Origin of the sequence: Heliomarina baculiformis (assembly GCF_019966545.1) — a bacterium.
Taxonomy (GTDB): Bacteria; Pseudomonadota; Alphaproteobacteria; order Rhodobacterales; family Rhodobacteraceae; genus Heliomarina; species Heliomarina baculiformis.
The window spans coordinates 422,127-443,892 of sequence record NZ_JAIMIC010000002.1 but is presented as its reverse complement, the minus strand read 5'-3'; the positions used below and the strand labels follow the sequence as shown (position 1 = coordinate 443,892).

The following is a 21,766-nucleotide window of genomic DNA, read 5'->3' as shown; positions in this document are numbered from 1 at the left end:
TTACGGCTTAGCCGCCCAGTTTCGGTATCCTGTGGCCCTGTCGCGGAAAGCTGACATTGACCGTTTCCATATAGAAATCGAAGGACCAGTCGCCCCCATCGCGCCCGATGCCGCTTGATTTGACCCCGCCGAAAGGCGTCGGCAGATGCCGGATATTCTCGGAATTGACCCACATCATGCCCGCTTCCAGCGCGTCGGTCATGCGCATGGCCCGGTCCAGATCCTTGGTCCAGAGATAGGCGGCCAGCCCATATGGCACATCATTGGCAATGCGCAGCGCATCTTCCTCGTCGCTGAACGGGATCGCCGTCAGAACCGGCCCAAAGATCTCCTCCTGCGAGATCGCCATATCGCTCGTCGCCCCGGTGAACAGGGTCGGACGCACATAACACCCTTCACTCCCGACCTTCTCGCCCCCGGTCGCGACGGTCGCGCCCTCCTGTTTCGCGGTCTCGAAATAGGACAGCACTTTTTTCTCATGCTCCGGGTGGATCAGCGGCCCGACCACCGTGTCCGGGTCCAGCGGATGCCCCACCTTGATCCGCTCCGCCACCTCGGCCACCCGGCCAGTAACCTCTTGGTAAATGCTCTCCTGCACCAAGAGCCGCGACGAGGACGTGCAGCGTTCCCCATTCAGCGAATAGATCATGAAAGCCGCCGCATCCACCGCGCGCTCCAGATCGGCATCCTCGAAGACGATGACCGGGTTCTTGCCGCCCAGCTCGAAATGCACCCGCTTCAGCGTCGCCGCCCCCTGCGCCATGATCATCGACCCCGTGCGGCTCTCCCCCACAAAGGCAATCGCCTTGATGCCGGGATGCTCGGTCAGCGCCTTGCCCGCTTCCTCGCCCAGCCCGTTGACCACGTTCAGCACGCCCTTGGGCAGCCCCGCGCTTTCGGCGATCTCGACCAGCAGCTTCGCGGTCATCGGCGAAAATTCCGCTGGCTTGTGCACCACGGTGCAGCCCGAGGCGAGCGCCGGCGCGATCTTCCAGGTCGACAACATGAACGGCGTGTTCCACGGCGTGATCACCCCCACCGGCCCGATCGGACGGCGGGAGGTCACGTTCATCTGTGTGGCTGTGCGCAGTGCCTGCCCATCCTCGGCCCCCGGCGCCTGGTCCGCGAAATAGCGAAAGTTTGCCGCGCCCCGCACCGCCGCCTTGGACATGAAGCGCAGCGCCTGCCCTGTATCAAGGCTCTCGACAAGGGCGATCTCCTCCGCACGCGTCTCGATGGCCTCCGCCACGCGGATCAGGATACGGCGACGCTCCGCCCCCGGCGTTCCGGCCCATCCGGGAAAGGCCGCCTTGGCCGCCTGCACCGCGCGATCCACGTCCTCCACCCCGCTTCGCGCGACCTCGGCAAGCGGCGCAAGATCGACGGGCGATAAGGTCTCGAATACCCGGCCCGAGGCCGCGCCGACGGTCTCACCATCAATATGGTTCAACACGCCGCTTGCGCGAAACGGCGCCGCATAGCCCATCGCCTTTTCAATATTCTCGTCCAGAGCACTCATGATCTCTCCTCTCGCCCAGGCCCCGAAAGCCGCGCGTGTATGGGTGTATCCTTCCAGCTCAGCGCCGGGTCCGACACGCGGATCTCCAGCGAAAGCGCGAAATGCGGTGTCGCAAGCGCCTCGGCCAGAACCGACTGCGCCGCGTTGAAAACATGCTGCCCCGCGGCCTGCAGAACCTCCCCGGACCGGCCTGCGCCGACGCTCATGACCAGCGCGGCAAAATCGTTCTCCGCCAGCCCATCCGCGACAATCGCGTGATCGGCCCGAAAGGCGCGCACCCGGATCCCCGCCAGCGGAAAAATCCTGGTCTCGATCATCGCCACCCGCAGCGCCTCGCAAAGCGCCGCGACCGATACCCGCCGTTCAAGCCCGGCGGAATATTCGATTCGCAAATGCGGCATCCCTGTCTCCCCGGCCACAGTATGTATTTAACATGTTAATATATTACCTCCCTGTCAATCCTTTTCCCGCCCCCTGACACCAGCATAAGCGGAAATCCCGCGCCCGGTCAGCCCTTGCTTCTTTGGGTCTTCAAATATCCCGGGGGGCCGCGCCCCGGCGCGGCGGGGCAGAGCCCCTTCACCCCTTGCTGCCCCCACCCGCCCTGTGACAGGATAGGTGACTTCCCCGCAAAGCTTTGCGACAGCACAGATCTCCATGACCGACAGCCAGAATATTCCCGACTGGATCGCCGCCGATACCTCCCACACGCCACCTCGCGCCTGGGCGATGAAGTCCACGCGCGCGCTCGGACCCGGCGAAAGCACGCCCGACGACCTCCGCAAGAAATTCCCCGGCGCGCCGCTGCTGCAAAGCAGCGATCCAGAGGCCCCGCAGGTCAAGCTGCCCTGCAAACCGCTCGACCTGCCAGCACAGGCCCTTGGCGGCAACCGCTTCTCGCTCCCCGCGCTCGCCGCCAGCGACCAGCCCCCGATTACATCGCTCCTTGCGCCCGCCCGCGGTTTCCTGTCGCTGAACCCGGGATGGGACGGCGTGCTCTGCGTCACCGGCCCGCGCAGCCACTGGGCCCATATCAGCGCCGAGGAAATCGTCTCCGTGCAGTCCTTCCTAACTGGCGATCTCCTCACCGCCCTGCGCACCACCCCGGCGCTCTCGCATCTCGACAAAACTCAACAGGACAATGCCGCTTTTCTCGACGCCGTCAGCGACAGCATGTCCCGCCCCGAACGCCTCGCCGCCCGCCTCGCAACGGCCACATCCACCAGCCAGCTTGCCGGCCTGCTGATTGGCGCGGAACTGGCCGCCGCCCGCCCCTACTGGCTCGGCCAGCAGGTTGCTGTCATAGGCCAGCCCCCGCTCGCCGACCTCCAGACCAAGGCGCTCGAAGCGCAGGGCGTGCCGGTCACCCGCACCGACGAACCCACCATGATCCGCGCCGGTCTCGCCACCGCCCAAGCCGAGCTGCAGAAAAACTGATGTCATTCACGATCAAACAGCTCGAAGCCTTTGTCTGGATTGCGGACATCGGTAGTTTTCGAGGTGCGGCCGAACGGCTGAACACGACCCAGCCCAATATTTCCGCCCGGATCGCGGCGCTGGAGTCGGCGCTGAACGTCTCGCTGATGACCCGCGACGCGGGCTCGGTCCGGCTCACTGCCAAGGGCCGCGACCTGCTGGAACACGCCCGTGCGATCCTGCGTCAGACCGACGCGCTCATCGCCGCTTCGGGCGAGCTTGGCCTCTACGACGGAGCCCTGCGCCTCGGCGTGACCGAGATGATCATGCACACCTGGCTGCGCGATTTTATGCGCGCCTTCCGCGAGGAATTCCCCAAGATCAGCGTCGAGCTCACCGTCGATATGTCCGCGCGGCTCGAAGAGGACCTCTTCTCGCATCGCATAGACCTCGCGCTGCAGAACGGCCCCTTCTCCCGCAGCGCTACCGGCACCGCCGCGCTGGGACGTTACCCGCTGATCTGGGTCGCCTCGCCCAATCTCGACCTCGCTACAGATCGCCCTCTCACCGTCGACGACATGGCCCGGCACCCGATCCTCACTCATGCCCGCGGCACCCGACAGCACGAGGAAGTGCTTGCCCATTTCCGTGCCGAGCGCAGCAACGCCCATCTCGTCCCCTCTTCTAACCTTGCAGCAGGCAAGCAAATGGCGATCGACAGCATGGGCGTCGCCGCCCTTCCCGCCGCGATGGTGTCCGAGGAACTTGCCAGCAATGCCCTGCGCCAGCTCAACTACAGCTGGCAGCCCGACGATCTCGATTTTGTCGCGCGTTTTGATGCCCATACCGCCGGGCTCTACGTCCAGCGCGCCGCCAATCTCGCCAGTCAGGTCGCGCTCACCTATCAGCGCAACGCCCCCCTCTACTGAACCGGCTCATGATAAATCTTTTCTATCCAATAGAAAAAATCAAATAATTTGCGTTGATCCACTGCCGCCCCTAGCGTGGCCGCAACGAACAGCAACGCGCAAGGTGACAGGTAACATGGCAGCGTCTTCAATCCGCATGGGCATCGACATCGGCGGCACCTTCACCGACGTGGTGGTCGAGGTCGACGGAACCCCCTATTCCACCAAGGTTCTCACCACCTATGCCGCGCCCGAAGACGCCATTATCGAAGGCATCCATCGCGTCTGCAAATCCGCCGGGGTCATGCCGGGCGACATCACCCAGATCATTCACGGCACGACGCTCGCCACCAATGCGCTGATCGAACGGCGCGGTGCCAAAACCGCGCTGATCACCACCAAAGGCTTCCGCGACGTGATCGAAATGCGTACCGAAAGCCGGTTCGAGCAATACGATCTCAACCTCACCCTGCCGGAACCGCTGCTCGCGCGGCAGGACCGCTTCACCCTGACCGAGCGTATGGATGCCCATGGCAACGTGCTGATCCCACTCGAGCGCGCCGAGATCGAGGAACTGGTCGCCCAGCTGAAAGAGGCCGGTTTCACCTCCATCGCGGTCGGCCTGCTGCATTCCTACCAGAACGACGCCCATGAAAAGCTGGTCCGCGAGGTCCTGACCGAAAAGATGCCCGAAGCGATGGTATCGCTTTCCTGCGAAGTCAGCCCGCAGATGCGCGAATATGAACGTTTCAATACCGTGGTCGCGAACGCCTATATCAAGCCGCTGATCAAGAGCTATCTCGGCCGGCTCGAGGCCCGCCTGCGCGACGAAGGAGTCACCTGCCCGGTCTTTCTGATGCATTCCGGCGGCGGCATCATCTCCATCGACAGCGCCGCTGAATTCCCCGTCCGGCTGGTCGAATCCGGCCCCGCAGGCGGCGCGGTCTTTGCCGCGAACATCGCCGCGCGTTACGGACTCGACCGGGTGCTTTCCTTCGACATGGGCGGCACCACGGCCAAGATCTGCCTGATCCGCGACCAGACCCCGAAAACCGCCCGCGTGTTCGAGGTTGCCCGAACCTACCGCTTCAAGAAAGGCTCGGGCATGCCGATCTCGATCCCGGTGATCGACATGGTGGAAATCGGCGCCGGGGGCGGCTCGCTCGCCCATGTGGACGCGATGCGCCAGATCCGCGTCGGCCCTGAATCCGCAGGCTCCGAACCCGGCCCCGCCTGCTACGGGCGCGGCGGCGACCGTCCCGCCGTGACAGATGCCGACCTGACCCTCGGCAAGCTCGATCCCGAGAACTTCGCTGGCGGCTCGATCCCCCTCTATCCCGAGAAATCGGCGAGAGCCCTGAACAGCGTCATCGGCGAAACCCTCGACATGCAAGCGCAAGAGGCCGCTTTCGGCCTCGCCGAAGTGGTGGATGAAAACATGGCCAACGCTGCCCGCGTCCACGCGGTGGAAAACGGCGAGGACCTCGCCGATTACACCATGATCGCCTTCGGCGGCGCAGCCCCGCTCCATGCGGGCCGCCTTTGCGAAAAACTCGGCGTCTCCCGCTGCCTCGTCCCGCCGGGGGCTGGCGTCGGCTCTGCCATCGGCTTCCTGCGCGCGCCCTTCAGCTTCGAAGCCAACCGCTCGGTCTACATGCGGCTCTCCGACATGAACCCGGAAACCGTCAGCACGCTGATCGACGAACTGCGCGCGGAATCCACCAAATTCGTGCGCTCCTGCGACGCCACCGCCGACATCGCCTGCGAATACAAGGTCTACATGCGCTACGCCGGTCAGGGCTGGGAAATCCCGGTCATCCTGTCCGAGGAAGACGCGGCCAACCCGCGCGCCGAACGTTTCCAGGACCTGTTCGAGAGTGACTATACCCAGCTCTTCAGCCGCACCGTCGAAGGGCTCGACATCGAAATCACCGTTTGGTCGGTTAATGCCACCACGCCCCCGCAGCCGGTGACGGAAGTCGCGGAAGAAACCGGCATAACCCCCGTCGAGGCCGCGCAAAAACGCGAGATCTTCGATCCCGCTCTTGGCGCGCCCGTCAGCGCCGCTATTGTCCAGCGCAAGGACATGACGGCAGGCGACAGCGTCGCGGGCCCCGCCGCGATCACCGAAGACGAAACCACCATCATCGTCCCCTCCAGCCGCACCGCTACCAGCCGTTCGGATGGATGTATTGACCTGACTGTGAAAGGATAACGGATATGGCAAGCCGCAACTCTACCGTCTCCAATCAGGTCATGTGGAACCGTCTGATCTCGGTCGTCGAGGAACAGGCGCAGGCGCTCGTGCGCACCGCCTTTTCCACCTCGGTGCGCGAAGCGGGCGACCTCTCCGCCGGGGTCTATGACCGCGAGGGCCGCATCCTCGCCCAGGCCGTCACCGGCACGCCGGGCCATGTGAACGCGATGGCCGATGCCGTCGGTCATTTTATCCGCCGCATCGGGCCCGACCAGATGTTCGACGGCGACGTCTATATCACCAACGATCCGTGGGAGGGCACCGGCCACCTGCATGACTTCACCGTGGTCACGCCCTCTTTCCTGAACGGCCAGCTCGTCGGCTTTTTCGCCTGCACCGCCCATGTGGTCGACGTAGGCGGGCGCGGCTTCGGCGCCGATGCCAATTCCGTCTACGAGGAAGGCATCCATGTCCCGATCATGAAATTCGCCGAAAAAGGCACGGTCGATCAGACGCTCGTCAAGATCATCCGCTCCAACGTCCGCGAACCTGACCAATTGATCGGCGATATCTACGCGCTCGCCTCCTGCAACGAAACCGGCCACCGGCGGCTTGTCGACATGATGAATGAATTCGGCCTTGCCGACCTTACCGGCATCTCCGACTTCATCCTCGAAAACTCCCGCCGCGCCACGCTTGATAGGATCAAGGCCCTGCCCCGGCAGGAAGCCAGCGGCGAAATGATCATCGACGGTTATGACCAGCCGATCACCCTCAAGGTCCGCATCAAGGTCGAGGAAGACCGCATTCTCTGCGATTTCGACGGCACCTCGGGCATCGACCGCAAGGGCATCAACGTCCCGCTGGTCTATACCAAAGCCTATGCCTGCTACGCGCTGAAATGCGCCATCGCGCCGGAAATCCCGAACAACGCTGCCTCGCTGGCCCCGTTCGAGATCACCGCCCCCGAAGACACCATCGTCAACGCCGTGCATCCCGCTCCGGTTGCGCTGCGCCACGTCATCGGCCATATGATCCCCGATACGGTCTATGACGCGCTCGACAAGATCCTGCCGGAAACCGTGCCCTCCGAGGGCGCCGGGTGTCTGTGCAACTTCCAGGTCTCGCTACGGCCCGCCAGCGCCGCCGCGCGCGCCGCCGGTGCCCGGCGCGCCGAGGTGCTGACCTTCAACTCCGGCGGCTCCGGCGCCCGGCCGACGCTCGACGGCATGAACGCCACCGCTTTCCCCTCGGGCGTGATGACCATGCCGGTCGAAGCGACCGAGCAGGTCGGCCCCGTCATCATCTGGCGCAAGGAACTGCGTCCCGATTCCGGCGGCGCCGGCAAGTATCGTGGCGGTCTTGGCCAGCACATGGAGGTCGGCGCGACCACCGGCCGCGAGTTTGACTTTCAGGCAATGTTCGACCGGGTCAACCACCCCGCACGGGGCCGCGCAGGCGGCGCGGACGGCGCGCCCACCACCATCGCGCAGGACGACGGCACCGCGATGAAGGGTAAGGGCAAGCAGTATGTCCCCGAGGGCCGCCGCGTCATGCTCTCCTTCCCCGGCGGCGCAGGCTACGGCGACCCGGCCGAACGGGACCCCGCCATGGTCAAACGCGACCTTGCGCGCGGCTATATCTCGGCCAAGTCCGCCCGAGACACCTATGGCCTTAGCCAGTCCGACATCGACGCGGTCACCGCCGCCGTCAAAGCAGGAGAGCCTGTATGAGTGCAAAACTGCCCTCAACCCCGAAACATAACAGTTACGATGTGATCATCGTCGGCGGTGCCATGTATGGTGCCGCCGTTTCGTGGTGGTTAACCAAGATCGGTTTCGATGGTCGCGTGCTGGTTGTCGAGCGCGATCCGAATTATGAATTCGCCTCGACCTCGCACACCAACAGTTGCATCCGCCAGCAATACAGCCAGGAAATCAACGTAAAGATCTCGCAATACGGGGCCGAGTTCATCAAGAATTTCCGTGAGGAAATCGGTGATCCCGAAGCCCCCGCGCTCGCCCTGCAAAGCTTTGGCTACATGTACCTCGCCAGCACCCCGGCCTTTGCCGACGCCCTGCGCGCGGCCCATGCGGTTCAATCCGCGATGGGCGCGGCGACAGAACACATGAGCCGCAAGCAGATCGCCGCCGCCTACCCGTTCTACAACCTCGAAGACATCCTCGTCGGCAACCATAACCTCGTGGAAGAGGGCTATTTCGACGGGGGCACCATGTTCGACTGGTTCCGCCGTGCAGGCCGCGCAAACGGGATCGAGTATATCGCCAACGAAGTCACCGGCATGACCGTCGACCACGCCAAGGTGCAAAGCATCCATCTGGAATCGGGCGAGAAAATCGCCTGTGGTCAGGTCGTGAACGCCTCCGGTCCGCGCGCCGCAGTGACCGCACAAATGGCCGGGATCCGCCTCCCCGTCGAGCCGCGCAAGCGTTTCACCTTTATCTTCGCCGCCGAGAAACCGCTGTCGCAGGATCTGCCGCTGACCATCGACCCCTCGGGCGTGCACATGCGCACCGACGGGCGCTATTACATGGCCGGATGCCCCCCGTATCAAGACCCTGCCGCACCGTTCGACGATTTCACGATGGATCACTCGATCTGGGAGGAAAAGGTCTGGCCTGCCATCGCCCACCGCATCCCGCAGTTCGAGGCGATCAAGCTCATCAATTCATGGGCCGGTCACTATGCCTATAACACTTTTGATCAGAACGCGATTGTCGGCCCACATCCCGAGATCACCAATTTCCATTTCGTGAACGGCTTTTCCGGGCACGGGTTGCAACAGGCCCCCGCCATCGGGCGCGGCATGGCGGAATATCTGGCCTATGGCGAATATCGCAGCATGGACCTTACCCCCTTCGCTTTCGAGCGCATCGCCAATAACGCTTCACTGCTTGAAAAAGCGGTGATCTGAGGGCAGGCACGCCCCCGAACAAAGGAGAGACCCGACATGAAAAAGATCGTTCTGACCGGCGCCGCCGGCGCCCTTGGCAGCCAGTTGCGCGCGCCGCTTGCAAAGCTCGCGGAGGAACTTGTTTCAAGCGACCTCGTCGACGGGCTGGAAAACCTTGGCAGCAATGAAACCTATGTCAAAGCCGATGTGGGCGATCAGGCCGCGATGATGGACCTGATCGAAGGTGCCGACATGGTCGTGCATTTCGGCGCGATCCCGGACGAAGCCTCCTTTGAAGAGATCCTGCATTCAAACTTCCTTGGCGCCTACACGGTCTGGAACGCCTCCCACAAACATGGCGTGCGCCGGATCATCTATGCCAGCTCGATCCACGCGATGGGCATGTATCCCAAGACCACGCGCATCACCACGGACATGCCGCACCGCCCGGATACCTTCTATGGCCTCTCCAAGTGCTTTGCCGAGGATATGGCCTCCATGTACTGGGACAAATACGGTCTCGAAGCCGTCTGTCTGCGTATCTATTCCGCTTCCGGCCCGGTTCAGAACGCCCGCGCGCTGGGATCTTGGCTGTCCTATGACGATCTGATCCAGCTGGTCGAGAAATCCGTGACCTCGCCCGTCACCGGCTTTTCCGTCGTTTATGGTGTGTCGAACAACGACCGCTCGCCCGTGGACAATTCCAAGGCGGCTTTCCTTGGCTACCGCCCCAAGGACAATGCCGAGGATTTCGCCGAAGAGATCCTTGCAAAAACCCCGCAGATCGATCCGCAGGACAAGGCCCATATGTGCCACGGTGGCCCCTTCGCCACTGTCCCGCTTGGTGTGAGCGGCGTTCAGTTCATCAAAAAGATGAGCGAAGGCAACTGATCCCTTTGCCGGGGGTACCAGCAACAGGTTTCCCCGGCTAACCCCTGCCATCAGGTCCCAAACGTGTTTGCGGTTAGCGCCGCAATAAGGCGTCCAGCCTATCGACGTGCAAATGTTTTCCCGCGACCATCTCGCGACAAGCTCAAATCTTGAACTCTGCGGTCTTGATCTGTCTGCTTCGCCCCTCCTCTAACTGATTACCAAACTGTCTGTCCCTCGCCCCGGATACCTCGCTTGTTCCAACGCGTTCGAATCGGCACGGCTAGGGAAAATCTAGCGAAGAAATCTTGCCAATCCGCGAACAAGGTCAGGTCACGCCGCCTCACGCTCCCCTCAAAAGAGAGTGACGCAAAGCAAGCACCGCCTTGACTTGAGGCCCACACCTCTCGAACCTCGGGCGGATAACCACGGAGATCCCCCATGTTGCGTCTTGCCTTGCCTCTCCTCCTGCTCGCCCTCGCTGCCTGCGAACCGACATCGACGACAAGTCAGCGCCCCTACGATCTGACCGGCGGACGCGGCGGCTCACGCTAGGTCACCATTTCCGCGCAACCGGATGACAAAAAAACGCGCCACCAATCGGCAGCGCGTTTTCTTTAGGGACCGGAATGATCCGGCCCCTGCAATCTATAGAACTCAGGCCGCTTCGGTCTTGGCCTGCTCGGCAAGATATTCCAGCAGCGCCTCGGGGCTCGACACGCCATAGGGGTCGTCGGCGCAGTTATCGCTGAAACCTTCCTCGGGGAACCATGCTTCGACGATGCCGTCGTTGACGACAGCCGCATAACGCCAGGAACGCATACCAAAGCCAAGGTTGTCCTTGGAAACCAGCATACCGACCTTGCGGGTGAACTCACCCGAACCATCGGGGATCACCTTGACGGTTTTCAGGTCCTGCGACTGGGCCCACTTGTTCATGACAAAGCTGTCGTTGACCGACATGCAATAGATCTCGTCGATACCGTATTCAGCGAAGGTTTCGGCATTCTTTTCGAAACCGGGCAGCTGGTAGGTGGAACAGGTCGGGGTAAAGGCGCCCGGCAGCGAAAACAGGATGGCCCGCTTGCCCTTGAAATAGTCGGCAGTGGTCATGTCCTGCCAGCGATAAGGGTTCGGGCCTTCGATGGATTCATCGCGGACTCGGGTACGGAAAGTTACGTTGGGAAGGGCGACTCCGGCTCTCATGGCGCATTATCCTTACAATTCATGTCATCTCCTCCCTCGCCGACTAGATAGAAAGGTTCTAAGTCGAGTGCAACCGCTGCGGCACAGGAATGGTGAACGGGATCCCGGCTATGCCTAAGCAGATGTTAATTCAGGCGCATCTGCCGGAAATTTGCTCATCATTCGGCCGTGACGAATGGGACACGCCAAAAGCCGATAGTATCCTTTGCACAGGCCCTATCGACGCATGCCACAGACGGGTTCGAGGCTTTTACGAACTGTTCATCTTTGCCGGTCAGAACACCGATCCATTCCCTCAATTCCCTCTGAATAGCGCCAAAACGGCCATTCCGATGTACAGGGGGTGTACAGGAGGTGTACGGATATCACACCGAGATTGCCTGCATAAGTTCCTCGCGGCTCAGACTGTCATGATCGCCGGATTTGAGTACTGCGCCCCGGCGCAGGACCACGAAATTGTCGGCGATGCGGTGGGCAAAATCAAAGTACTGTTCTACAAGGATAATCGCCATATCGCCCTTGTCGCGCAGATACCGGATCACCTCACCGATCTGTTGGATGATATTGGGTTGAATCCCTTCGGTGGGTTCATCCAGCAAGAGCAGCTTGGGCTTGGTCAGCATCGCCCGCGCGATGGCAAGCTGCTGTTGCTGGCCGCCGGACAGGTCACCGCCCCGCCGGTTAAGGAATTCTTTGAGGATGGGGAATAATTCGTAGATTTCGTCGGGGATGAAATGCTCGGACCTCGGCAGGCAGGCATAGGCGGTTTCCATGTTCTCTTTCACCGTCAGCAGGGGAAAGATCATTCGCCCCTGCGGCACATACCCGACGCCCTTGTGGGCCAGCACATGCGCGGGCAGCTTGCCGATCTGCTCTCCGGCAAAGGTGATCTCGCCCGAGGATCGCTGATGCGTGCCTGACAGCGCCTTGAGCAAGGAGGTCTTGCCCACACCGTTCGTGCCCATCACGCAAGTCACCTGCCCCGCCTGTGCCTGCATCGAGACATCGTAAAGGATCTGCGAGCCGCCGTAATGCAGACAGAGGTTTTCCACGTTCAGCATGTCAGCCATTCCCTGCTGTGTTTCTGTCGTTCCGCCCTGCCGGTTCTTCTCGCACGGGCAAGGGCAGCGCCAGTATCGTCTGTCTCAAGCCGCCCATCGCTCAGCGCCCCAGATAGACGTCGATGACGTCCTTGTTGGCGGTCACGTGATCAAGGCTACCTTCGGCCAGAACCGAGCCCTCGTGCAGCACCGTGACCTTGCAGTTCAGCCGCCGAACGAACTCCATGTCATGTTCGACCACCACGACCGCACGGGTCTTGGCCGCCTCGACAAGGATCGCCGTGGTGTGTTCGCGTTCTTCGACGGTCATACCGGCGGCGGGTTCGTCGACCAGCAAAAGCTGCGGGTCCTGCGCGAGCAACATCCCGATTTCGAGCCATTGCTTTTGACCGTGGCTCAGCTCTCCGGACTTGCGCGAAAGCTGGTCGGAAAGGCCAATTTCCTCGGCCAGTGCGCGGACCTTCCGGGCGTCCTCCTCGCTGCGCCGGTAGGTCAGCACGGAAAAGGGGTTCCGGTTTTTTTTGAGCGCGAGCAGAAGGTTATCGAAGACGTTCTGATCCTCGAACACCGTCGGGCGCTGGAATTTACGGCCAATCCCGGCCCGGGCGATCTGGGCCTCGGACATGCGGATCAGCGAAACGGATTTATCGCCCCAGATCACACGGCCCTCGTCAGGGCGGGTCTTGCCGGTGACGATATCCATGAAGGTCGTCTTCCCCGCGCCGTTCGGCCCGATGATCGCGCGCATCTCGGCCGGGCCGATCTGGAAGGACAGGTTATTGATCGCGCGAAACCCGTCAAAGGTGACGGAGACGCCCGAAACTTCGAGAAGCGTTCTCATTCCCGGCCCTCCGCTTCCTGAAACGATCCCTTGTCGGGGCCGTAATCCGCTCCGTGCCGGTCGGGTCTTACCCGGTCGGTGATCAGGTCGAACAAGCCGCCGATCCCTTTCGGGGCGAACAAGGTCACGATCACGAAGGAAAGGCCAAGGATCACCTGCCACCACTCTACCCAGTCGATCCGGTAAAATCCGATATCGAGCGAGGGCACCTGCCCGCCGGTGAACCACGTGGAAACAAGGCTCACGAAGGCCGCGCCGATCACGGCACCGTAGAGCCGCCCGCGCCCGCCGATGGCAACCCACACAGCGAGGTAGATCGAGGCGATCGGGGCGACCTCGGCCGGGTTGATGATGCCCGCCTGCGGGTAATAGAGCGCCCCCGCGATCCCGGCGATGACGGCACTGAGCACGAAGATGAAGAGCTTGTAGCCCTCGACCGAATAGCCAAGGAAGCGGACTCGCGCCTCGTCATCGCGGATGCCCCGGATCACCGACCCGAACTTGCCCGAGACCACCCAAGCGGCCAGCATGTAGCCAAGCCCCAGCGCGAGCGCTGAAGCCCAGAGGAACCAGACAGAGACCACCGCCTGGCTGGCCTCGACTCCCGGCAGGTTCTGAAGCCCGGAGAGACCGTTATTGCCGCGCAGACCGGAATCGTTCTGGAACAGGTAGAGCGAGAGGGCCAGCGTCATCGCCTGCGTCAGGATCGAGAGGTAGACGCCGGTCACGCGCGATCGGAAGGCGAGCCAGCCGAAGACCAGCGCGAGCAGGCCCGGGATCAGCACCACCATGGCCAATTGCAGCACGAGACTGTCGGCAAAGGCCCAGACCAGCGGAAACTCAGACGAGCCGACGACGCCGAAAATCTGCGTGCCGATCGCGTCCACGACCTCTTGTTCCGTCGGCGGGATCTGGGCATTGGCCATGGAGGAGACAACGATATCCCGGGTACGCTCGTACATGAGCCACATGCCGATCATGTAGCCGCCCAGCCCGAAAAAGGCGAAATGGCCGAGGCTGAGGATACCGGTGTAGCCCCAGACCAGATCCATCGCCACGGCGATCAGGCAGAGACAGAGTGTCTTGCCCAGCGTCTTGATGAAACTGGTCGAGATGAACCCGGTGCCCGCGCCTTCGGAGAGCAGGCTGACCACTAGCGTGAAGGCCGCGAGGCAGCAGAGGAAGATCACCACCGACGGGTTGCGGGCAAAGAAGCTTTGTCTCATGCGATGGGCTCCTGTTCGGGGCGGGCATGGGGGGCGCTGCCCCCCGGCCTATGGCCTCCCCCCGGAGTATTTGAGGCAAGAGGAAAACAGGGGATGAGCGATGCCATGGCTGTCAGTCTCCTGCCGCGCGGCCCTTGAGGGCGATGATGCCCCGGGGGCGGAACTGGATGAAGATGATGATGAAGACGATCATGTAGGTCTGGGCCGCCAGCGTGTTCGACGGGTTCAGCCATTCGACGCCTTTCTGGAAAAAGCCGATCATCGTGGCCCCGGCGAGCGTGCCCCAGATATTGCCGACGCCGCCGACCACCACAGTCATGAAGGACTGGACGATGTAGTCCTGTCCAAGTTCGGAGGTGACCTTGGCGAAGAGGCCGATGGCGACCCCGGCGATCCCGGCGATACCCGAGCCGAGCCCGAAGGTAAGCATGTTGACGCGATCCGGGTTGATGCCCATCGAGGCGGCCATGCGCGGGTTCTGCGTGACGGCCCGGGTTTCGAGGCCAAGGCGGGTTTTCTTCATGATGAACAGGAAGATGCAGAGGAAGATCAGCGCCAGCACGAAGATCGCAATGCGGATGTAGCTGATCCCGATGACGTCGTTGATGACCAGTGCCCCATCGAGCCATTCCGGCGATGTCAGGGGCCGGGCCTGCGTGCCGAAGATGTTCTTGGCGATCTGCTGCAGCGCGATGGAGATGCCGAAGGTGGCGAGCAGCGTCTCCAGCGGGCGGTCGTAGAGCCAGCGGATCACAAGGCGTTCCATCGCGACACCGGCGGCGAAGGTCACCGCGAAGGCCAGTGGCAGGGCCACGAGGATGGAGACCGTGTAATTGGGGATCACCTGCTGGACCACATAGCCGGTATAGGCACCCATCATGATAAATTCGCCATGGGCCATGTTGATCACCCCCATGACTCCGAAGGTGATCGCAAGACCGATGGCCGCGAGGAAAAAGATCGATGCGAGCGACAGGGCGTCGAGCGTCAGGTCGATGGCCTGCGACGCGCCGACATTGCGGGTGATGGCGGTCATCGCGTCTTCGGCGGCATCGGTGACAGCCGTCGACGGCTCGACATAGGCGTCGTAGAATGCGTGCGCAGAAAGAGCCGTGTCGATTTCCCCTTGGCTGACGAAAGGCGGCACGAGGTCTTCGGCCATCAGCGCACGATAGGCGCGCTCGCGGGCGTCGATCGTGTTCAGCTGCGCGACCGGCACCCCGCCCACGACTGCCCCGTCGATATTCGCTGTCAGCGCGTTCATGAGATCCGCGTCGGAGACGCGCGCCGGTGCCATGCCTGCATCGACCAGCATGGCATAGGCTTCGGCGCGCGGCAGGGCGTCAGTTCCGGGTGTCAGTTGGCGGGCGACGTTATCAGTGTCGGGAATCTCGCCCTCGACAACCTTGCGGCGGGTCTGCAGCAACGGGTTCAGCGTGCCGCGCACGTCAAGAGAGATATCGCCGGACACGTCACCGATCGCTTCAAGCCGGGCGGCCTCATCTGCGTCGTAGCTGATCGTCAGCAGCCGTTCGAGCCGTTCCTTCTTGGCGCGGATCGCCGGATCTGGTTCATCGGGGATAGAGGCGCGCAACGGCTCGAGAAGCGCGGCTTCGGCATCGCGTTCGATGGCCTGAAGCGCATCCCAGCGCCGCGCGGGATTGGGATCGGTCAGTTGAAAGCGGACCAGCGCGACACCGATCAGAGCGCGGATACCGCTGTTGGGTTTGATCTGGTCGAAATCGTCGTCGGGAACTTCACCGAGGTCATCGCCGGTGTCGAAATCGAAGATCCGCAATGTATCGCGGTCGATCTCTTCGGCCCAGAAGAACTTGCCGTCGCTTTCGCGCAGCCACATTTCCCGGTTCTGCCATTTCTGAAGTACCACCTGCGCCTCGGGCAATCCGCTTTCAGCAATCGCGTCGATGGCGGGGCCGATTGTCCGGCGCGAGCTTTCCGAAATCAGGTCAAGGTTTTGCGCCAGCAGGTCCTGTACGGGCGTTTCCTGCGCCTCGGGCGAGGTCGCAAGCAGGAGGAATGCGGTCAGAGCCGCGAGAATGCGCCACATCGGTATTCTGTACCCCTTGGGTGGACGAGAGGAGAATGCCCCCTCTCGCCGGTATGTGCAGGGAGATCAGGTTCAGTAGTTGGACTGGATCTGAACGCAGCTCTTGGTTTCGGTATTGTACATCCCACAGCCAAGTTCCTTCCAATCCGAGGTCAGAACCGCGGATTCAGGCAGATAATCCGTCCATGCATCGCCGGGGACCTCTTCGGTCTGGCTGATGATGTCGAACTGGCCGTCTTCCTGGATTTCGCCGATCAGAACCGGTTTGGTCAGGTGGTGGTTCGGCAGCATGGTGGCGGTGCCGCCAGTCAGGTTGGGCACTTCAATGCCATACATCGCCTCACGTACGGCATCGACGTCGGTCGTGCCTGCCGCTTCGACGGCTTTCACGTACATGTTGAAGCCGATCACATGCGCTTCCATTGGGTCGTTTGTCACGCGCTCTTCACCGGCGAAGGCTTTCCATTCCTCGATGAACTCGGCGTTGACGTCGGTGTCGGCGGACTGGAAGTAGTTCCATGCCGCGAGGTGACCGACGAGGTTGGTGGTGTCGAGACCCGACAGCTCTTCTTCGCCGACCGAGAAGGCCACGACCGGGATGTCATCCGCCGAAACACCTGCCGCTGCCAGTTCCTTGTAGAAACCAATGTTCGCGTCGCCGTTGATGGTCGAGATTACGCCGACTTTCTTGCCGTCAGCGCCCAGCGCGACAACGTCAGAAACGATCTTGGACCAGTCGGAATGACCGAAGGGCGTGTAGTTCACGAAGATATCTTCCTCGGCGATGCCCTTTTCCTTGAGGTAGCTTTCAAGGATGTTGTTCGTGGTACGCGGATAGACATAGTCGGTGCCGAGCAGGGCGAATTTCTCGACGCCAAGCTCTTCGAGAAAGTAATCGGTCGCCGGAATGGCCTGCTGGTTGGGCGCGGCGCCGGTATAAAAGACGTTCTTGGAGGATTCCTCGCCCTCGTACTGGACGGGGTAGAACATCAGACCGTTCAGTTCCTCGATGACCGGCAGAACCGATTTACGGCTGACCGAGGTCCATGCGCCAAAGATCACGTCGACTTTTTCGACGCTCAGCAGTTCGCGCGCTTTTTCGGCAAAGAGAGGCCAGTCAGAGGCCGGGTCCACGACAACAGCTTCGAGTTCGCAGCCGAGCAGACCGCCCTTTTCGTTCTGCTTTTCGACCAGCATCAGCATGGTGTCTTTCAGCGTGGTTTCCGAGATCGCCATTGTCCCGGACAGCGAGTGCAGAACGCCGATCTTGATCGGGCAGTCCTGTGCAAATGCAGGCAGCGCGCACAGTCCGAGGGCGACAGAGCTCGCCAGTGCGGTTTTTACAAATTTCATAGAAGTCCTCCGTGCGGACAACCGGCAGCCCTGCGCTTGCCTTGTCGGCGCGCAATGCTAGCTAATCCCCCGCAACACTATCGTTGCATCCGTGTGGCGATCCTGTCGAAGTCCCATTCAGCGGATCGTCACACACCCGTTCTTTTTATTCAGCGTTTTCGCGATGTCGGGCCGGTACAGCAAGGATGTGAACGGCTCTGCCATCAACAGATTTGCAGCCCGGTCCGCGAGCAACCGGGTTGCGTCGATTACTTTTTAGGCGCCGCCTTGGTAAATGCACATAGATTAAGCGCGCAGCGTCGCAATCTTGACCGAATCCGCGATTCTGACGTGTATTCACTGCTATAGAACGGCATCCATTTGATGGCCGATCAAGGCTGGTTTCGGAGGTCGCCATCAATATTCCCAGCGCTCTTTTTCCGCAGGAAACCATGCCGCGCCAGCCCCGTGCGCTTGGCAGGCTGAGGGTATCCTCAAAGGCGCGTGGCGAGCGTTCGGTGCTGGACGATCTGTATCAATCCGGCGCGTCCAAGGCGCTCTTGCCGCGGGTCAGCGGCCGTGCCCTGACAGCGGTTTCGCTGAATACGGCGGGCGGAATCACCGGCGGCGATCGCTTTGACGCAACCATCAGCGCGGGCGAGAACAGCCGCCTGACCATGACGACGCAGGCAGCGGAACGAATCTACCGCGCCCAGCCCGGCGAGATCGGGCGCATGTCGACGCGCCTTTCGGTTGCCGACGGCGCCCGGATCGACTGGCTGCCGCAGGAAACGATCCTGTTCGACCACTGCGCATTCGAGCGTCGCCTCAGCGCCGAGATCACAGGCAACGGGCGGCTTTTGCTGGTCGAACCTGTATTAGCGGGACGCCGCGCCAGCCGCGAAGAGGTTCGGACTGCGCGTTTCAGCGACCACTATGAAATACGCCGAGACGGCGAACTTGTCTTTGCCGATGCCACGCGGCTGACCGGGGATGTCGCAGGACATCTCGACGAACGCTTTATCGCCGGGGGAGCACGCGCATTCGCCAGCGTCGTCTACGTCGCGGATGACGCCGAGAGTTTTCTCGCACCGCTGAAAGAACTCATGCCCGAGCGTGGCGGCGTCAGCCTGATCCGCCCCGGCGTTCTCTTTGCGCGCCTGCTGGCCGCCGACGGCTACCTGCTGCGCCAAAGCCTTGTGCCGGTTATTGAACGCCTGCAAGATGCCCCGATTCCAAGAACATGGACGATTTGACATGCAATTGACCCCGAGAGAAAAAGACAAGCTGCTGGTCGCCCTTGCCGCCGAAGTTGCCCGCAAGCGACTGGCGCGCGGCGTCAAGCTGAACCACCCCGAGGCAATTGCCCTGATCACCGACGCGGTTGTCGAAGGTGCCCGCGACGGGCGCTCGGTCGCCGAGATGATGGAAGCCGGGGCCCGCGTTATCACCCGCGATCAATGTATGGAGGGCATCCCCGAAATGATCCATGACGTACAGGTCGAAGCCACCTTTCCCGACGGCACCAAACTGGTGACCGTCCATAACCCCATCCGCTAGTATTCCGCAGAAAAAGGTCATTCACATGTTCAAGCAGGCCCCCACCTATCTTGCAATCGCCCTGACAATCCTTGCCGCCCACCCTGCCCTTGCGCATCAGGGCGATCACGCGCACCTGCACCCGCATGGCGGCGAAAGCTGGCTGGCCATCGTCGCTGCGCTCTTTGTCGTCGCCGCTGCCGTCGGTGCCTATTTCTATACAAGCGGACCCAGAAAATGATCCCGGGCGAACTGTTCCCTGCGCCCGGCGAGATCACATTGAACGAAGGGCGCGAGCCGATCACGCTTCAGGTGGCCAACACCGGCGACCGCCCGGTTCAAGTCGGCTCGCACTATCATTTCGCCGAAACCAACCCCGCGCTCGACTTTGACCGGGACAAGGCGCGCGGCATGCGGCTCGATATTGCCGCCGGAACGGCTGTGCGTTTCGAACCCGGTCAGCGCCGCGACGTCACGCTTATCCCGCTGACCGGCAACCGACGGGTTTTCGGTTTCAACCAGGCCGTGATGGGAGACCTCTGACATGGCACGCAAGGGTAATCAGTTCGCAACGCCCACAGATATGATCGGGCAGTGGATGAATATGAATATGCTCTGGATCGAAACCATGTCCGTGATGTCGATGCGGATGCTCGGCATGGCCGGTATGTGGTCGGTCACCCCGTCCGAGAACAAGCGCATGGTGTCCGAGAAACCGCTGGCCTTCATGGGCTCCATTGCTGCCGCCCAACGGGCGGCTCTTGCCGGGAAACGTCCCGACCAGATCGTCGACGTCGCCGTGACCCGGCTGCGCCGCAAGACCCGTTCGAATTCCCGCAGACTGGCCAAGCGGGGCATGACCCGCCAATCCGGCCCGCGCCGCTGAAAGGACCGCCCGATGCCCGCAAAGATCGACCGCGCTGATTATGCCGCCATGTTCGGCCCCACAACCGGGGACCGCCTGCGCCTTGCCGATACCGACCTTATCATTGAGGTCGAAAACGACCTGACCGCCGAACGCGCGGCCCAGGGCCTTGGCAGCCGCAACGCGCCGATCTATGGCGAAGAGGTCAAGTTCGGTGGCGGCAAGGTGATCCGCGACGGCATGGGTCAAAGCCAGATGACCCGCGCCGAGGGCGCCGTCGATACGGTCATCACCAACGCGCTGATCGTCGATCACACCGGTATCTACAAGGCCGACGTGGGCTTGAAAGACGGGCGCATCCACAAGATCGGCAAGGCGGGCAACCCGGACACCCAGCCGGGTGTCGACATCATCATCGGCCCCGGTACCGAGATCATCGCAGGCGAAGGCCGCATCCTGACCGCGGGCGGTTTCGACAGCCACATCCACTTTATCTGCCCACAGCAGATTGAGGACGCGCTGCATTCCGGCCTGACCACGATGCTTGGCGGCGGCACCGGCCCGGCGCATGGCACGCTGGCCACGACTGTCACGCCCGGCCCCTGGCACATGGCGCGCATGTTGCAGGCCGCAGATGCGTTCCCGATGAACCTCGCCTTTGCTGGCAAGGGCAATGCCTCGCTGCCCGCCGCGCTGGAAGAACAGATCAAGGCCGGCGCCTGCGCGCTCAAATTGCACGAAGACTGGGGCACCACCCCCGCCGCCATCGACTGCTGCCTTGGCGTGGCGGACGCGATGGACGTGCAGGTGATGATCCATACCGATACGCTGAATGAATCCGGCTTTGTCGAACACACCGTCAAAGCCATGAAAGGCCGCACGATCCACGCCTTTCACACCGAAGGCGCGGGCGGTGGACACGCGCCGGACATCATCAAGATCTGCGGCGAGGCGCATGTTCTACCTTCGTCGACGAACCCCACGCGTCCCTTTACGGTGAACACGCTGGAAGAACATCTCGACATGTTGATGGTCTGCCACCATCTCGACAAGTCGATCCCCGAAGACGTGGCATTCGCCGAATCCCGCATCCGGCGCGAAACCATTGCCGCCGAAGACATCCTGCATGACATGGGCGCCTTTTCGATCATCGCCTCGGACAGTCAGGCGATGGGCCGCGTCGGCGAAGTGCTGATCCGTACATGGCAGACCGCCGACAAGATGAAGAAACAGCGTGGTCGTCTGCCCGAGGAAAAAGGCGACAACGACAACTTCCGCGTTCGCCGCTATATCGCCAAATACACGATCAACCCGGCCATCGCCCACGGAATCTCGAAAGAGATCGGGTCGATCGAGGAAGGCAAGCGCGCCGATCTAGTGTTGTGGAACCCGGCCTTTTTCGGCGTGAAACCGGAAATGGTCCTGATGAGCGGCACCATTGTCTGCGCTCAGATGGGCGACCCCAACGCCTCGATCCCGACACCGCAGCCGGTCTACACGCGCCCGATGTTCGGCGCCTTTGGCCGGTCGCTGGAACATTCGGCGGTGACATTCATCTCCGAAGCGGCGCAGGCCGACGGTCTGCGCGACAAGCTCGGGCTCGCGAAACAGACGATTGCGGTGCAGAATACGCGCGACATCGGCAAGGCCGATCTGCTGCTGAACAACGCCACGCCCAAGATCGAAGTGAACCCCGAAACCTACGAAGTTCGCGCCGACGGAGAGCTTCTGACCTGCGAGCCGGCCGAGGTTCTGCCCATGGCACAGCGATATTTTATGTTCTAAAACAGAGAACTAGGCAGCA

Annotated in this window: 20 protein-coding genes; 12 read left to right on the top strand and 8 right to left on the bottom strand. The window is 62.0% G+C overall.

What is annotated here, in order from left to right; genetic code table 11:
• Positions 1 to 7 precede the first annotated feature (7 nt).
• Positions 8 to 1,519 carry a 5-carboxymethyl-2-hydroxymuconate semialdehyde dehydrogenase gene (hpaE, locus tag MF268_RS05730; protein WP_238369934.1) on the bottom strand — a complete coding sequence of 504 codons (1,512 nt, stop codon included), beginning with the start codon at positions 1,517 to 1,519 and terminating at the stop codon, positions 8 to 10.
• Entirely contained in the window at positions 1,516 to 1,920 is a 405-nt protein-coding gene (locus tag MF268_RS05725) for a 5-carboxymethyl-2-hydroxymuconate Delta-isomerase (protein WP_238369933.1), read from the bottom strand. Before MF268_RS05725 ends, hpaE begins: the two co-directional genes overlap by 4 nt.
• 217 nt (positions 1,921 to 2,137) lie before the next feature.
• Between MF268_RS05725 and MF268_RS05720 the strand changes: the two genes are divergently transcribed.
• The 6 genes from MF268_RS05720 to MF268_RS05695 all read left to right on the top strand — a co-directional run bounded on the left by MF268_RS05720 (position 2,138) and on the right by MF268_RS05695 (position 9,845).
• A complete protein-coding gene (locus MF268_RS05720; RefSeq protein ID WP_238369932.1) occupies positions 2,138 to 2,956 on the top strand; it encodes a 2-dehydro-3-deoxygalactonokinase in 819 nt (272 codons plus the stop codon).
• Positions 2,956 to 3,864 carry a LysR family transcriptional regulator gene (locus MF268_RS05715; RefSeq protein ID WP_238369931.1) on the top strand — a complete coding sequence of 303 codons (909 nt, stop codon included), beginning with the start codon at positions 2,956 to 2,958 and terminating at the stop codon, positions 3,862 to 3,864. Before MF268_RS05720 ends, MF268_RS05715 begins: the two co-directional genes overlap by 1 nt.
• Before the next feature lie 115 nt (positions 3,865 to 3,979).
• Positions 3,980 to 6,058, top strand: a complete 2,079-nt coding sequence (locus MF268_RS05710; RefSeq protein WP_238369930.1) for a hydantoinase/oxoprolinase family protein — start codon at positions 3,980 to 3,982, stop codon at positions 6,056 to 6,058.
• A gap of 5 nt (positions 6,059 to 6,063) precedes the next feature.
• The gene (locus MF268_RS05705; RefSeq protein ID WP_238369929.1) at positions 6,064 to 7,773 is read left to right on the top strand and encodes a hydantoinase B/oxoprolinase family protein; all 1,710 of its coding nucleotides are present in this window, start codon (positions 6,064 to 6,066) and stop codon (positions 7,771 to 7,773) included.
• Positions 7,770 to 8,975, top strand: coding sequence for an NAD(P)/FAD-dependent oxidoreductase (locus tag MF268_RS05700; protein WP_238369928.1), 1,206 nt, complete (start codon positions 7,770 to 7,772; stop codon positions 8,973 to 8,975). Before MF268_RS05705 ends, MF268_RS05700 begins: the two co-directional genes overlap by 4 nt.
• 36 nt (positions 8,976 to 9,011) lie before the next feature.
• On the top strand, positions 9,012 to 9,845 hold the full coding sequence (locus MF268_RS05695) for an NAD-dependent epimerase/dehydratase family protein (RefSeq protein ID WP_238369927.1): 834 nt from the start codon (positions 9,012 to 9,014) through the stop codon (positions 9,843 to 9,845).
• 636 nt (positions 9,846 to 10,481) lie between these two features.
• Here the strand turns inward: MF268_RS05695 and MF268_RS05690 are convergent.
• From MF268_RS05690 to urtA, 6 genes are all read right to left on the bottom strand, one after another.
• The gene (locus MF268_RS05690) at positions 10,482 to 11,030 is read right to left on the bottom strand and encodes a peroxiredoxin (protein WP_238369926.1); all 549 of its coding nucleotides are present in this window, start codon (positions 11,028 to 11,030) and stop codon (positions 10,482 to 10,484) included.
• Positions 11,031 to 11,395: 365 nt separating this feature from the next.
• A complete protein-coding gene (gene urtE, locus MF268_RS05685; RefSeq protein ID WP_238369925.1) occupies positions 11,396 to 12,091 on the bottom strand; it encodes an urea ABC transporter ATP-binding subunit UrtE in 696 nt (231 codons plus the stop codon).
• Positions 12,092 to 12,191: 100 nt separating this feature from the next.
• Positions 12,192 to 12,932 carry an urea ABC transporter ATP-binding protein UrtD gene (gene urtD / locus MF268_RS05680; RefSeq protein WP_238369924.1) on the bottom strand — a complete coding sequence of 247 codons (741 nt, stop codon included), beginning with the start codon at positions 12,930 to 12,932 and terminating at the stop codon, positions 12,192 to 12,194.
• Positions 12,929 to 14,158 (bottom strand): urea ABC transporter permease subunit UrtC, encoded by a 1,230-nt coding sequence (gene urtC, locus MF268_RS05675; protein WP_238369923.1) that lies wholly within the window; start codon positions 14,156 to 14,158, stop codon positions 12,929 to 12,931. Before urtC ends, urtD begins: the two co-directional genes overlap by 4 nt.
• A gap of 112 nt (positions 14,159 to 14,270) precedes the next feature.
• A complete protein-coding gene (urtB, locus tag MF268_RS05670; protein ID WP_238369922.1) occupies positions 14,271 to 16,226 on the bottom strand; it encodes an urea ABC transporter permease subunit UrtB in 1,956 nt (651 codons plus the stop codon).
• A gap of 72 nt (positions 16,227 to 16,298) precedes the next feature.
• Positions 16,299 to 17,579 (bottom strand): urea ABC transporter substrate-binding protein, encoded by a 1,281-nt coding sequence (gene urtA / locus MF268_RS05665; protein ID WP_238369921.1) that lies wholly within the window; start codon positions 17,577 to 17,579, stop codon positions 16,299 to 16,301.
• Positions 17,580 to 18,010: 431 nt separating this feature from the next.
• Between urtA and MF268_RS05660 the strand changes: the two genes are divergently transcribed.
• From MF268_RS05660 to ureC, 6 genes are read left to right on the top strand one after another with little or no spacing between them, the layout of a single operon-like run.
• Positions 18,011 to 18,814, top strand: coding sequence for an urease accessory protein UreD (locus MF268_RS05660; protein ID WP_238369920.1), 804 nt, complete (start codon positions 18,011 to 18,013; stop codon positions 18,812 to 18,814).
• Position 18,815: 1 nt separating this feature from the next.
• A complete protein-coding gene (locus tag MF268_RS05655) occupies positions 18,816 to 19,118 on the top strand; it encodes an urease subunit gamma (RefSeq protein WP_088633650.1) in 303 nt (100 codons plus the stop codon).
• Positions 19,119 to 19,143: 25 nt separating this feature from the next.
• Positions 19,144 to 19,338: a hypothetical protein gene (locus tag MF268_RS05650; protein ID WP_238369919.1), complete on the top strand. Its 195-nt coding sequence runs from the start codon at positions 19,144 to 19,146 to the stop codon at positions 19,336 to 19,338.
• Complete coding sequence (locus MF268_RS05645; protein WP_238369918.1) at positions 19,335 to 19,640, top strand: urease subunit beta; 306 nt, start codon at positions 19,335 to 19,337, stop codon at positions 19,638 to 19,640. The genes MF268_RS05650 and MF268_RS05645 overlap by 4 nt, the downstream gene beginning before the upstream one ends.
• Position 19,641: 1 nt before the next feature.
• Positions 19,642 to 19,983, top strand: a complete 342-nt coding sequence (locus MF268_RS05640) for an antifreeze protein (protein WP_238369917.1) — start codon at positions 19,642 to 19,644, stop codon at positions 19,981 to 19,983.
• Between the two features lie 12 nt (positions 19,984 to 19,995).
• Positions 19,996 to 21,747 (top strand): urease subunit alpha, encoded by a 1,752-nt coding sequence (gene ureC / locus MF268_RS05635; protein WP_238369916.1) that lies wholly within the window; start codon positions 19,996 to 19,998, stop codon positions 21,745 to 21,747.
• Positions 21,748 to 21,766: the final 19 nt, after the last annotated feature.

What these genes read in the sequence shown, in the direction of transcription:
- MF268_RS05710 (WP_238369930.1), top strand. Translation starts at nt 3,980, where the DNA reads ATGGCAGCGTCTTCAATCCGCATGGGCATCGACATCGGCGGCACCTTC.
- MF268_RS05700 (WP_238369928.1), top strand. Translation starts at nt 7,770, where the DNA reads ATGAGTGCAAAACTGCCCTCAACCCCGAAACATAACAGTTACGATGTG.
- MF268_RS05650 (WP_238369919.1), top strand. Translation starts at nt 19,144, where the DNA reads ATGTTCAAGCAGGCCCCCACCTATCTTGCAATCGCCCTGACAATCCTT.
- urtE (WP_238369925.1), bottom strand. Translation starts at nt 12,091, where the DNA reads ATGCTGAACGTGGAAAACCTCTGTCTGCATTACGGCGGCTCGCAGATC.
- ureC (WP_238369916.1), top strand. Translation starts at nt 19,996, where the DNA reads ATGCCCGCAAAGATCGACCGCGCTGATTATGCCGCCATGTTCGGCCCC.
- MF268_RS05695 (WP_238369927.1), top strand. Translation starts at nt 9,012, where the DNA reads ATGAAAAAGATCGTTCTGACCGGCGCCGCCGGCGCCCTTGGCAGCCAG.
- hpaE (WP_238369934.1), bottom strand. Translation starts at nt 1,519, where the DNA reads ATGAGTGCTCTGGACGAGAATATTGAAAAGGCGATGGGCTATGCGGCG.
- MF268_RS05715 (WP_238369931.1), top strand. Translation starts at nt 2,956, where the DNA reads ATGTCATTCACGATCAAACAGCTCGAAGCCTTTGTCTGGATTGCGGAC.
- urtC (WP_238369923.1), bottom strand. Translation starts at nt 14,158, where the DNA reads ATGAGACAAAGCTTCTTTGCCCGCAACCCGTCGGTGGTGATCTTCCTC.
- MF268_RS05705 (WP_238369929.1), top strand. Translation starts at nt 6,064, where the DNA reads ATGGCAAGCCGCAACTCTACCGTCTCCAATCAGGTCATGTGGAACCGT.
- MF268_RS05645 (WP_238369918.1), top strand. Translation starts at nt 19,335, where the DNA reads ATGATCCCGGGCGAACTGTTCCCTGCGCCCGGCGAGATCACATTGAAC.
- urtB (WP_238369922.1), bottom strand. Translation starts at nt 16,226, where the DNA reads ATGTGGCGCATTCTCGCGGCTCTGACCGCATTCCTCCTGCTTGCGACC.
- MF268_RS05725 (WP_238369933.1), bottom strand. Translation starts at nt 1,920, where the DNA reads ATGCCGCATTTGCGAATCGAATATTCCGCCGGGCTTGAACGGCGGGTA.
- urtA (WP_238369921.1), bottom strand. Translation starts at nt 17,579, where the DNA reads ATGAAATTTGTAAAAACCGCACTGGCGAGCTCTGTCGCCCTCGGACTG.
- MF268_RS05660 (WP_238369920.1), top strand. Translation starts at nt 18,011, where the DNA reads ATGCCGCGCCAGCCCCGTGCGCTTGGCAGGCTGAGGGTATCCTCAAAG.
- urtD (WP_238369924.1), bottom strand. Translation starts at nt 12,932, where the DNA reads ATGAGAACGCTTCTCGAAGTTTCGGGCGTCTCCGTCACCTTTGACGGG.
- MF268_RS05655 (WP_088633650.1), top strand. Translation starts at nt 18,816, where the DNA reads ATGCAATTGACCCCGAGAGAAAAAGACAAGCTGCTGGTCGCCCTTGCC.
- MF268_RS05640 (WP_238369917.1), top strand. Translation starts at nt 19,642, where the DNA reads ATGGCACGCAAGGGTAATCAGTTCGCAACGCCCACAGATATGATCGGG.
- MF268_RS05690 (WP_238369926.1), bottom strand. Translation starts at nt 11,030, where the DNA reads ATGAGAGCCGGAGTCGCCCTTCCCAACGTAACTTTCCGTACCCGAGTC.